9 protein-coding genes and 1 pseudogene are annotated in these 11392 nt (G+C 72.4%); 5 read left to right on the forward strand and 5 right to left on the reverse strand.

Going from position 1 to position 11392, the window contains the following annotated elements; all coding sequences use genetic code 11:
• The first annotated feature begins 28 nt into the window (after positions 1-28).
• Positions 29-952, forward strand: coding sequence for a MurR/RpiR family transcriptional regulator (locus L0P92_RS04225; protein ID WP_234761119.1), 924 nt, complete (start codon positions 29-31; stop codon positions 950-952).
• A gap of 365 nt (positions 953-1317) precedes the next feature.
• Complete coding sequence (locus tag L0P92_RS04230; RefSeq protein WP_234761105.1) at positions 1318-1692, forward strand: hypothetical protein; 375 nt, start codon at positions 1318-1320, stop codon at positions 1690-1692.
• A gap of 74 nt (positions 1693-1766) precedes the next feature.
• On the opposite strand, the gene L0P92_RS04235 is transcribed toward L0P92_RS04230, so the two are convergent.
• Together L0P92_RS04235 and L0P92_RS04240 are read right to left on the reverse strand one after the other, a co-directional pair.
• The gene (locus L0P92_RS04235; RefSeq protein ID WP_308289615.1) at positions 1767-2582 is read right to left on the reverse strand and encodes a cellulose binding domain-containing protein; all 816 of its coding nucleotides are present in this window, start codon (positions 2580-2582) and stop codon (positions 1767-1769) included.
• Between the two features lie 76 nt (positions 2583-2658).
• The gene (locus tag L0P92_RS04240) at positions 2659-3501 is read right to left on the reverse strand and encodes a hypothetical protein (protein WP_234761107.1); all 843 of its coding nucleotides are present in this window, start codon (positions 3499-3501) and stop codon (positions 2659-2661) included.
• A 281-nt stretch (positions 3502-3782) separates the two neighbouring features.
• Between L0P92_RS04240 and L0P92_RS04245 the strand changes: the two genes are divergently transcribed.
• Together L0P92_RS04245 and L0P92_RS04250 are read left to right on the forward strand one after the other, a co-directional pair.
• The gene (locus L0P92_RS04245) at positions 3783-4550 is read left to right on the forward strand and encodes a TetR family transcriptional regulator (RefSeq protein WP_234761109.1); all 768 of its coding nucleotides are present in this window, start codon (positions 3783-3785) and stop codon (positions 4548-4550) included.
• A 162-nt stretch (positions 4551-4712) separates the two neighbouring features.
• A complete protein-coding gene (locus tag L0P92_RS04250) occupies positions 4713-5135 on the forward strand; it encodes a Zn-ribbon domain-containing OB-fold protein (protein WP_234761120.1) in 423 nt (140 codons plus the stop codon).
• Here the strand turns inward: L0P92_RS04250 and L0P92_RS04255 are convergent.
• Positions 5117-6502, reverse strand: coding sequence for a Gfo/Idh/MocA family protein (locus L0P92_RS04255; RefSeq protein ID WP_234761110.1), 1386 nt, complete (start codon positions 6500-6502; stop codon positions 5117-5119). The genes L0P92_RS04250 and L0P92_RS04255 overlap by 19 nt on opposite strands.
• Before the next feature lie 167 nt (positions 6503-6669).
• Between L0P92_RS04255 and L0P92_RS04260 the strand changes: the two genes are divergently transcribed.
• Complete coding sequence (locus L0P92_RS04260; protein WP_234761111.1) at positions 6670-9438, forward strand: alpha/beta hydrolase; 2769 nt, start codon at positions 6670-6672, stop codon at positions 9436-9438.
• 94 nt (positions 9439-9532) lie between these two features.
• Here L0P92_RS04260 and L0P92_RS04265 read toward each other — a convergent pair whose 3' ends face one another.
• Both L0P92_RS04265 and L0P92_RS04270 read right to left on the reverse strand, forming a co-directional pair.
• Positions 9533-10327: an FHA domain-containing protein gene (locus L0P92_RS04265; protein ID WP_234761113.1), complete on the reverse strand. Its 795-nt coding sequence runs from the start codon at positions 10325-10327 to the stop codon at positions 9533-9535.
• Between the two features lie 112 nt (positions 10328-10439).
• Positions 10440-11392 (reverse strand): annotated as a pseudogene (locus L0P92_RS04270) (serine/threonine-protein kinase); the annotation flags it as partial.

Consider the following 11392-nt stretch of genomic DNA (forward strand, 5'->3'; position numbering starts at 1 on the left):
AAGCACTGTGGAAGACAAAGGAGGCGCCCTGCCATCGCCGCAGCAGGCGCGCGCGCAGGCATCCGCGATCACTTCGGGCAAGACCGCTCCGGAAGCGGAGGCGTCCCCGACTTCCCAGCTCAGGACACTCTTCGACCAGCCCCGCCTGTCCCCCGGACAGCGGCGTATCGCGCAGTACCTGATCGAGCACATCACCGAAGCGGCGTTCCTTTCGATCACCGATCTCGCCGAGCGGGTCGGTGTCAGCCAGCCCTCGGTGACGCGTTTCGCCGGAGCGGTGGGCTTCAGCGGTTACCCGGCGCTACGGGAGAAGCTCCAGGCAATCGCCCTGGGCAGCCTCGCCGGGGGCCCCGCGGCGGCGGAGGAGAACGGCGCCAACGAGCTGCAGTCCGCCGTGGACGCCGAGATCGAGAACCTGGAGAACCTGCGGCGCGACTTCGCCGACCCCGACCAGGTGATCGCCATCGGCCGTGAACTGTCGCGGTCGACCCCGCTGACCATCCTCGGACTGCGCATCTCCGGCTCCCTCGCCGAGTACTTCGCCTACGCGGCACGCCGTATCCACCCCGACGTACGGCTGGTGACCCGCGGCGGCAGCGTCGCCTACGACGCGCTGCTCCAGTCGCGCGAGGCCGGCGGCACCTGGGTGCTGGCGTTCTCCATGCCCCGGCACGCGCAGGAGACCCTCACCGCCGTGCGGGTCGCGCGCAGCGCCGGGCTGAAAGTCGCCCTGGTCACCGACCTGGCGCTCGGGCCGGTGGCCGACACCGCCGACGTCGTCTTCGCCACCGGCACCGGCTCCCGGCTGGTCTTCGACTCCTACGCCGCGCCGGGCGTGATGGCCGCCGCGCTGCTCCAGGCCATGACCGACGCCGACCCGGAGCGCACGCAGGCGCGACTGGAGGACTACGAGCACATCTCGGACGAGCACCAGTTCTTCCTCCGGGACTGAACCCCGAAATCCGGCCGTCGAACCGCCACAGGGTGGGGTGTTTCCATTCAAATCACGCATGAATGTTTTCATGCGCCTTGAAAAGCAGACGGCATATATAAATACTTCACACGCACCATCCGCCCGCCGAAAGCAGCCGGTCCGCTCATGCGCACCTCACCCCATCCGTCGTGCACATGTCGGCTGCCTCGGCGGGCTCCTCAACGAACAGCCGTTGCCGCCGTCTCCTACCCGCGTCGGCGCACGGGCTGTTCGGTCGGGCATCGCACGCGCGAGCGCCCGTGGCGGCGGCCCCGGTCATCCCCTAGGCCGGGGCCGCCCCGACCCCGTCGGACACCCCAGACGACGCCGCACACCCGGAAGCGATGACCATGACCCTGACGACGACGCGCATCAGCCCGGACTGGCCGTGCCAGGTCAAGACCCCCGGCTCCTACGACTGGGAACGTTCGGCGGCCAAGTGGCTGCGTGAGCTGGTGCCGGCCCGCTACGCCAGCTATCCGGCACTGATCCGCCACCCCGTGCTGCTCGCCCGCCATGCGCAGATCCAGGTCCAGAACGAGATCCGGGTCGCCCGCACCGCGCTGCAGACCGCGCGGGCCGACCTGCCTGCCCTCGGCATGCCGGAGTCGGTCATCGAGCTCACCATCAAGATGTACGCGGCGGAGGTCATGCAGTTGCAGCACATCGCCCGCAGCGTGCGCGCGGTGTCCCAGGCGCTGGTCGACCGGGGTCGCTGACCGGTCGTCACCGTTAGCGGTAGGACGCGCCGGGCGGGCTGGATGTGCTGGACTTGCCGGTTGCGGGCCTAGCCTCAGGACGCTCCGGCCGTCGCCGCGCAGGTCACCTCCGCCGAGGGGGAGCCGGACCGCGAGGTGTCGGCGATGAACCCGAACGTGACGCTCGCACCGGGCGCCAGCTTCCCGTTCCACGAGGCGTTGGCGACGGTGGCGGTGCCGTCTCCCGTCGTGGTGAGGGTGCCGTCCCAGACCTGGGTGAGTCGGGTGCCGTCGTCCGGTACGACCGTCGCGGTCCAGCCGGAGACGGACGCGGCGGGCGCGTTGGTCACGGTCACCTCGCCCTGGTAGCCGCCCTGCCAGCTGTTGACGGTCCGGAAGGACGCGGTGCAGGCGGACGAGCCCCCGCGGCCACCGGAGTCACCCGAGTCACCCGAGTCGTCGGCGCCGGGTGCGCCCGGTGCGTTCGGGTCAGGCTCGGCCGATGCCGAGGCACTCGCGGACGAGGCCGGATCCTCGGCCCCGGCCGCCGTGTCGTCGCCGCGGCCGGAGAGCACCAGCGCCCCACCGAAGCCGACGACCGCCGCCGCCGTCACGGCGACCGCGACGGCGGCCCGGCGGAATCCGGGGCCGCCGGATGCGGCCGGGCGGGGGCGGGCGCCGCTGCCGAGCGGTGCGATCCTCGTCTCCTCCGCGACGGGCGGGAGTTCCTGTGTCGCGTCCTCCGTACCGGGCAGGGACGGCGGCACGGCCACGGCTTCGTAGCCGTTCCTGTCCCGCTCCAACTCCTTGAAGAGTTCCGCGAGGGCGTCGGTGCGGCGTGGGCGCAGGACGCGGATCGGTTCCAGGGCCGGGCCTTCGTCGGACTGCTCGGGGTCGGGCCGTGTGGGCACGCCGCTCTCCTTCCGTCCCGTCTTCACGGGATTCACCATTCCCCGAGAAGTGATACGGGGTTGCCGTCCCGCCGGTTCAGCGACATGGTCCGGTCGCAGCGAGGAAACGGTGCAGAGACGCCTTCATCGCGGCGACGAAGGCGTCCCGTCCCGTGTCGTCCAGGACGTCCAGCGACAGGTACGGGTTGAGGTCCTCCAGCTCGACCAGCAGCAGTTCGCCGCCCGGCGCGCGGCAGGCGTCGACGCGCTGGATGCCGTGCGTGATGCCGTTCCACTCCACGAAGCGCCGGGCGAACTCCAGGTCACTGTCGGTGGGTTCGTACGGCTCCAGCTGCCAGCGCCGGTCGGTGTGGGGCGCGTACAGGGCGTACTGGAAGTCGTGGTCGACGAAGTAGAAGGAGACTTCGTAGGCGAAGTCGACGCAGGGCTGGATCAGGACGTCCCCGTCGACCGACTCGCGCACGCCCTGCGCCGGAACGATCCGCAGCCCTATGGAGTCGGCGCCGAGCTTGGGCTTGACGACATACCGGTCGGCGTCGGGCAGCCGGTGCAGGTCGTCGGCGCTTTCCACGGTGGGGATGACCGGGTGGCCGGCCGTGGTCAGGTCGAGCAGGTACTGCTTGCCCGCCATGTCGGCCTTGCCGGAGAGCGGGTTGTACACGCGCGCCCCGGCGGCGAGCGCACGACGGCGGAAGTCGTCGTACGCGTCCTGGTAGTCCAGCACGGGACCGCTGTTGCGGACGACGACCGCGTCGAAGGCGGCCATGAGCGCGGCCGCGTCCCTGGGGTGGCACAGGGCGAGGTCGAAGTCGTCGCGCAGTCGGGAGGTGAGGAAGATGTCCTCGTCGCAGTAGCGCCGCCCGCGCGCCGGGTAGGCCAGGTCGGTGACGTACAGGACGCGGGGTCGGGCGGGCGGCATGCGGGCTCCTCGGCTGCGGCGGCAGCCGATCGTATGCGGACCGCCACTCACCGAACAAACGTCGGGTAAGCCGAGGCAAATATCGGTCTGCCGAGGTCACAGGCCCGCCGACCACAGCTCCCGCCGGCCGATTCCCTCCAGGCCGTGACGAATTGCCGAGGGAGCCCCCGCCGCGGCAGGGCACTCAGGGTGACCGTCCCCCGGCCCACCGCGCAGCACTCAGTACCCCTGAGCAGCGCACTGAGTGCCATGGCCCTCGCTCTGGTGCTACGTTCCCGTTCATGAGCTCCAGCAGTGCGACGCCCGGTCGCGGCGAGAAGGCGGAGGCCGCGGCGGCGAAGCCCCCGATGCGGGAGGCGCTGGTCGCCGCGGCCTTCCAGCTGTTCCTGGAGCGGGGCTACGAGCAGACGACGGTCGACGACATCGTGACGCTCGCCGGTGTCGGGCGGCGGTCGTTCTTCCGTTACTTCCCGTCCAAGGAGGACGTGGTCTTCCCGGACCACGAGCGGTGCCTGGCCGACATGACGGCGTTCCTCGCGACGAGCGGCGAGGAACAGGACCACGAACCGGTGCGACGGGTGTGCGACGCGGCCCGGCTGGTGCTGCGCATGTACGCGGAGAACCCGACCTTCTCGGTCCAGCGCTACCGGCTCACCAAGCAGGTGCCGGGACTGCGCGCCTACGAGCTGTCGGTCGTCTGGCGCTACGAGCGCGCCCTCGCCGAGTACCTGCGCCGGCGTTTCAGCGGCCGGCGCGACGGGACCCTCCAGGCCGACGTGATCGCCGCCGCCGTGGTCGCGGCGCACAACAACGCGCTGCGCTCCTGGCTGCGCTCGGACGGCCAGGGCGATGCGAGCGCCGAGGTGGACCACGCCCTCGGGTATGTGCAGTCCGCCTTCGGCGCCGCCCCTCCCCCGCGCCCCGCCGGCGGATCGCCCGACGGACCGGCCGACGAGCCGGCCGAGGACGTGGTGGTCGTGGTGTCCCGGCGCGGCGCACCGCTGTGGCGGGTCGTGCAGGAGATCGAGACGACACTCGCACGGGACTGAGGGGCACGCACCCTCCACATATTCAGGGTACGCAGTGCCTTTACGAGTGGCACTGAGTGCCATACGCTGAGGCCGTGCACGGTGGCACGGTGAACCGGGCACGTCCGTGCACGGGTGACCCGCGCACGGGGGATTCCGGCCCAGCGCAGGGAGTTGACCAGCGTGTACCACCACTCAGGAAGCGTTGTTCGTCAGACCGCCGGTTCCGCGGTCGGCGTCCTCGACCCCGCGGCGTCCACGGCCGCCGACCGGGAGGCCATCCATTTCCAGCGGTGCACCTGGTGCGGCACCGCCATGTACCACCGGCTGCTGTGTCCGGTCTGTCAGGGCAGTGATCTGCGGACCGAGCGCAGTGCGGGTGTGGGGACCGTCCGGCACTCCACCACCGTGCACCGCAACACCCCCGCCGCGCGCAATGTGTCCCTCGTCGAGATGGCCGAGGGGTTCGTGGTGCGCGGCCGGGTCATGGGCCCGCCGATCGGCATCCACAGCGGGGACCGGGTCCGGCTGTCCACGGCCAAGGACCCGGTCCGCGGCGAGCCGGTGTTCCAGCTGATCGACGAGCCCTACCGCGCCTGGACCTGAGCGAGCCCGGGGACCAGTTCCCGCACACCGACGGGTTGCCCCGTCTCGAAGCACCGGTTGGCGGCGAGCCCGACCGCCAGGGCCAGCGCGCCATCGCGTTCGGTGGCCGTGGGATGCGGATGACGCGGATGCGCCGCCGTACCGGACGTCGCCCCAGAGCCGGCCGGCCGCGTGGGACCGACGGGGCCGAACAGGGCGTCGAGCATGCGCGGGTCGCCTCCGCCATGGGCCTCGTGGGCGGTCACGAGCGGAACGTCCACGGGGGGTCGCCACAGCGGGCGCAGCGTGAGCCGTGCGCCGCCCGCGTGCTCCGCCGCCGTGTCCCCGTGCAGCGCCCCGCTGTTCGAGGCGATCCGGATCCGGGGTGGCTGCCAGCGGCTCTCCTCGACCTCGAGTTCCAGGCGTCCGGCGCTGCCGTTGAACATGACCCGGTAGCCCTCCCACGGTGAGTAGGCGGTGAGGTGGTACGTCATCGTCGCGCCCTTCGCGTAGCGCACGAGGACGGCCATGTCGTCCTCGATGGTGACGGGCCCGTCGAAGACGTTGCGGTCGCGGACGTACCCGTTGTCCGGTTCGGCGTCGAGGTAGAGGGCGCGCAGGGTGTCGTCGGCGGCCAGGTCCAGGGCGAAGGGGTCGTCGGCGGCCGGGGCGGCGCCGTGGGCGCGGTCGTAGTCCCGGCGCAGCCCGTGGCGTTCGCCCGCCGCACGGCCGTAGAAGCCGAGCCGTCCGTAGCCGAAGACGTCCGCCGGCTCGTCGGCGAGCCACCAGTTGACCAGGTCGAAGTGGTGGCCCGACTTGTGCACCATCAGTCCGCCGCTGCGGTCCTTCTCCCGGTGCCAGCGGCGGAAGTAGTCGGCGCCGTGGCGTACGTCGAGCAGCCACTCGAAGTGGACGGAGAGGATCTCGCCGATCGCGCCGTCGGCGAGGAGCGCGCGGACGTTCTCGTGCACCGGGTTGAAGCGGTAGTTGAAGGCGACGGTGAGAGAGTTCCCGGTGTCGCGGACCGTGTCGAGGATCCGGGCGCAGCGGTCCGCGTCGATGGTCATGGGCTTCTCAGTGACCACCCGGCAGCCCGCCTCGAGGGCGGGGACGATGTAGCGGTCGTGTTCGGCGTCGACGGTGGTGACGACGACCTCGTCGATGTCCTCCTTGGCGAGCATCTCGGTGAAGCGGTCCGGCTCCCACTGGGTGGCGGTGGGCTCGCCGTGGTCGGCCAGCAGCCGGTTGTGGAAGGCCATGCGGGCAGGGCTGGGGTCGCAGAGGGCGGCGACGCGGTGGTGGGGGCGTTCGGCGAGGGCCCGGGTGAAGGTCTGGGCGCGGTGGCCGGTGCCGACAACGGCGGCGCGGCGTTGGGGAGTTCGGCTCATTGTGGTGGCCTTTCCCGTCGTACGCCCTCCCAGTCCTCCGCTCGCGCCGGGCGCCCGGGGCGGCCCTCGCTCTTCTCTCCTGGCACAGGCAACGCACAAGTCCCGCCCGCCGTCCTCTCCGGGTGAGGGGCCCGGGGCCGTCCCGGTGCCGACGGAAGGAGGGGCACGTGATCCGTGCCCGGCGAATAGGGGTCACCGCTCTGGCGGTGCTCGCGATGGTGGGGGCGTCGCCAGGGTGGGCTGAGGCTCAACAGGCGTCCGACATACGGCCGTTAGAGCGTGCGGCCGGCGGCGGTGACGGTCTGCCGGCCGACTGGAGCATCACCGGCGAGGGGGCCGCGCGGAAGCTGGTGTGGCGGTCCGACGAGCGGGTCCCGATGGGGGACGCGCGGGTCGAGTTCTACGCCGGTGACCGGCTGCTCGGCCGTCCGGCGCCGGCGAAGGACGGGCGGACGTTCCGGCTCGGACTCGACGGTGTCCCGCTGGACTCCCCGCAGGACCTGCAAGTACGGGCGGCCGGGCGGCGGTTGGACGCGCCCGAGCCGACGTCCGGCGGCCCGCGTTCGGCGGCGCCCGTCCCCCAGCGGCTGCCGGCGAACCAGGTCGATCCCGGCAAGCCGGGTGCGTACCGGACCGTCACCGGCGAGTACGGCCTCGACCCGGTACGGCTGCCCGGATTCCCCCAGCCGGTCGAGATGAAGGCCGTGGTGGTGGCACCCAAGGGCGCTCAGGGCCGCCGTCCGCTCGCGTTGTTCCTCCACGGACGCCACTCCACCTGCTACACCCCGCAGGGCGAGACCGGCGGCGAGTGGCCCTGCCCCGCCGGCACCAAGCCCATCCCGAGCCATCGGGGCTATCTGCGCGACCAGCGGCTCCTGGCCTCCCAGGGCTATGTGACGGTGTCGATCTCCGCCAACGGCATCAACGGCCAGGACTGGAACGCCGAGGACGGCGGCGCACAGGCCCGTTCCTCGCTCGTACGGCAGCATCTCGCCCGCTGGGCCGGCTGGTCCGCCCATCCGGGCACGGCACCGGCGGCCGTACGGAAGGCGCCCCGGGCCGATCTGTCGCGGGTGCTGCTGGTCGGGCACTCGCGGGGCGGTGAGGGCGTGAACCGGGCGGCGATGGACAGCCTCTACCCGCCGCCCGCGCCGCAGGACGGGTATCGCGGCCCGGTGCGCTGGCGCGTTCGCGGCACCGTGCTCATCGGCCCGACGATCTTCGGCCAGAACCCGGTGCCGGACGTGCCGTCGATGACGATCCTGCCGGGCTGTGACGGCGATGTCTCCGACCTCCAGGGCGAGGTGTACGTCGACGGCACCCGGCAGGTCAGCCGCGGTGCCGCGCTGCACAGCGCGGTGTACATGGTGGGCGCCAACCACAACTACTTCAACAGCGAGTGGACGCCGGGGCAGGCCGTGGCGCCCGCCGACGACGACTTCTGGCACGACGAGGAGGAGCCCGACCCGGTCTGCTCCCCGGGCACCCGTACCCGGCTGACCGCCGACCAGCAGCACCGGGCCGGCGCGACCTACATCGCGGCGGCGGCACGGCTGTTCGTCGCCGGGGACGACCGGGTCCGTCCGCTGCTCGACGGCTCGGGCCGCCGCGCGCCCTCGGCCGATCCCGCGCGTGTCCTCACCCATGCGGTGGGCGCCCGGCGCGGCGCGGGCTTCCTGCCGGACGGCAAGGTCACCGTGAGCGGGGGCCGGCTGTGCTCGGCGGTGCATCCGTCGTCGGCCACCGCCTGTCTCGCGTCGGAGACGGCCGGTACGTCACCGCACTTCGCGCGGTGGGAGACCGACCGCGAGCCCGGCCGCCGCGCGGTCGCGCTGCGCTGGTCCGCGGCGGGTTCTCCCGTACGGGTACGTCCCGACCGGTCGTTGTCGCTGACCGGTGCCAAGGCGCTGGCGCTGCGTGTCATCGTGCCTCCGAACAGCACCGGAACCCGGCTGGACGTCTCCGTCACCGACACCGCGGGACGGCACCGGACGCTCGGCCGCGTCCAGGTCGACGGGCTGCCGGGATCGAACCGGACCGCGTCGTACTGGGCGCGCGAGGTGCGGGTGCCGATCGGCGCCGACGACGTGGCCGCGGTCGACCTGCGGCACGTCGCTTCACTGGAGTTGACGCCGCGCACCAGGTCCGGGCGGGCCTGGCTGATGGACGCCTGGGCCTGGCGGCCGGGCACCGCCCAGGTGCGGGAGGCTCCGCTGGCTCGCGTCGACGTGGGCCGGCTGACCGTCGAGGAAGGGGACTCGGGCGAGCGGACGTACCGGGTGCCGGTCGAGGTGTCGGGGCGGGGTGACGGGCAGGTACGGCTGTTCGTCACCGACCCGGCCACGGACCGGGTCACGCACCGGCTGGTGACGGTACGGCCCGGCGCGCACGACATCGACGTACCGGTGAAGGTCCTGGGCAACACCCGCTACGGCGACGACGTCACGCACAACGTCTTCGTGAAGGCCGTCCGCAGCAGCGTGGTCGGCTCGCACCTCGGCGGGGTGACCGCCAAGAACGACGACCCGGTCCCCACGCTCGGTATGACTCCGGTCGCGGACCGGGTGACCGAAGGGAAGCCGCTGAAGTGGCGGGTGACCCTGTCGACTCCGGCCGATGTCGAGGTCGGCGGCATGCTCGCCGTGGTTCCGGTCACGGATGGCCGGGAGCTGTCCAGCAAGGACGTCGACCCGGCCTGGCTCAGGGATGCCACCGGGGCCTCGCCGGATCCGGAGCGACCGCTGTCCCAGGTCGAGGGGCTGTCGCTGTGGGTGTCCGTCCCCGCGGGCGAGTCGAGCACGGAGGTGACCGTGCCGACACGCAAGGACACGGTCGCCGAGCCGGCCGAGTCGGTGCGTCTGCGGTTGGCCGACGACTCCGGTGAGCCGGTGCCCGGCGGGCCGGTGGTGACGGGCACGGTCGTCGACGCGTCGTGAGACAGGCCTCGCGGGCGGGCACCGGCCACCGGATGCCCGCCCGCGAGGGCGACGTCCGCGCCCGTGTACCGACTTGCGGGGCCGGCCGGTCGCGTCAGTGCGCTTCGTGGTCCGGAGGGAACGTGGCGTCGTCCTCCATCAGGTCCAGGTCCGGCGGGACGAGCGTCGTGGACTCCACCAGGCCCCGCAGCAGGTTGTGCAGCAGACGGTTGTCGCCGGGGCGGCCCTGCGACCTGTCGTGCAGCAGGGGGTAGCGGAAGCCGGTGCGGTCCAGCCGACGGCGTACGTCCTCGATGCGGTACTCGATCCTGCGCTCGTTCCAGCCCGCGTCGGGCCGTAGGTCGGCGAGTTGCCGGGCGGCCATGGCGTAGCTCAGGGGCCGCGGGTCCTCCTCGTACAGCAGATAGCGCTGGCCCAGGACGACCAGCAGCAGCCGTTCGTCGTCGTCGAGCGGCCACATGTCCGGCCGCACCGTCTCGGCCCTGCGCCGGGCGACCGGGCCCTGGTCGTCATGGCCGGCGACGTACAGCTCGACCAGGTGTTCCCGGTACCCGGAGCCCTTCACGAACAGCGGGGTGTAGCCGGTGGCGAGCGGCATCGGCTCGGTCGCGGTGTGCATCATCCGTCCGCGGGGCAGCCGGACGAGCTGCTGTCCGGTGTTGCGCAGCCACCACTGCCCCTGCTGGTACGTCAGTTCGCCGTGCCGTCGGCTCACCCGCAGATCGTCCACGCCGACCCCCAGGTCCACGTCCGGCCGGTCGCCCCGGCCGAAGCGCACCGTCAGGCCCGGGCGGGGCGGGGCCGTGAGATCTCCGGTGACCGTGCGGGCGTGCAGGGTGCCGGGTGTCGTGGGCGTGACACCGCGCGCGAGGCTGGCTTTCAGGGGCATCGCTGGTCTCCCTCGGTGGTTCATGGTGATCTCGGCTCGGTGGGTGGATGCGTTCAGCAGGATCCCGTACCCGCCCGGGACCCCTCCCCATCACAAGGGGGTCGGCCATCGGTCAGTAGGCCGGCTTCATGCCTCCCGCCGGCAGCTTCTTGCCGTCCTCGCGGGCCACGCTGCACATCACGTGGCGAAAGCCCGCGTCCCACTCCTCGTCCGTGGAGGACCAGCCCCACATCTCGTGCCCCTTGCCGCGAGCCCAGTCGACGCCGTACTTCTCCTCGCAGAGCCCTCCCGTGTCGACGCTGTCCGAGGAGCCCTCGCCCGACGCCCACGTCCAGCCGGCGATCTGCTCGTCGTGCGGCTCGTCGCAGGACACCAGGGTCTCGGTGGTCGAACCGTCCTCGTCCTCCTCGGAGTTGATGCAGTCACCGGGTCCGAGCTGGGTGATGTACACCTCGTCGCCGAACCTGCGGAAGTCACCGAGGGGGCCGCCGAGGGTGGCGTGCTTCAGGAAGAGCAGACAGGCCGAGGCGGGCGGCTCGCTCTGACCGGACTCGGGGGTCAGGACGTACAGCACCGGGTCGGGCATGGTCGCCCGCAACTCGGCGGTACGCCGGGCGCATTCGCCGCGTACGGCCTCCGTGTCGGTCGCCGGTGCGCCCCGCTCGGCCGCCACGGTCGCGATGACCTGCCCCTGGGGGTCGTCGTCACGGCAGTCGACGAGCTTGAGGCCTGGCCGTCCCTCGAAGTCCTCGCCCTTCCAGTCGGCGTCGACGCACTGGCCCGCGCCGAGCCCGTCGCGCAGGCCGACCTGCCTGCCGTACGGGTACGCGCTACGGGTCACGGTCGGCGACGGGAGGGCGGAAGGGGTGGCCACGGGCTTCGCCCTGACCTCCGGGCTCCGCGTCCCGTCGTCGGCGCCGCCGAAGGCGAGGGCGCCCACCCCGAAACCGCCGCCCGCGACGAGCGCGGCGGCGAGCGTCAGCAGCACGGGCAGCCGGCGGACCGGCGAGGGCAGGGCGTCGAGCGGGGTACGGCGGGTGGCCGTGGGGCTGCCGTCCCGGGGCG

It is taken from the genome of Streptomyces muensis, assembly GCF_021474425.1.
GTDB lineage: Bacteria > Actinomycetota > Actinomycetes > Streptomycetales > Streptomycetaceae > Streptomyces > Streptomyces muensis.

Coding starts and splice junctions, on each gene's coding strand:
- L0P92_RS04230 (WP_234761105.1), top strand. CDS start 1,318: ATGACCATGACCCTGACGACGACGCGCATCAGCCCGGACTGGCCGTGC.
- L0P92_RS04240 (WP_234761107.1), bottom strand. CDS start 3,501: ATGCCGCCCGCCCGACCCCGCGTCCTGTACGTCACCGACCTGGCCTAC.
- L0P92_RS04245 (WP_234761109.1), top strand. CDS start 3,783: ATGAGCTCCAGCAGTGCGACGCCCGGTCGCGGCGAGAAGGCGGAGGCC.
- L0P92_RS04255 (WP_234761110.1), bottom strand. CDS start 6,502: ATGAGCCGAACTCCCCAACGCCGCGCCGCCGTTGTCGGCACCGGCCAC.
- L0P92_RS04265 (WP_234761113.1), bottom strand. CDS start 10,327: ATGCCCCTGAAAGCCAGCCTCGCGCGCGGTGTCACGCCCACGACACCC.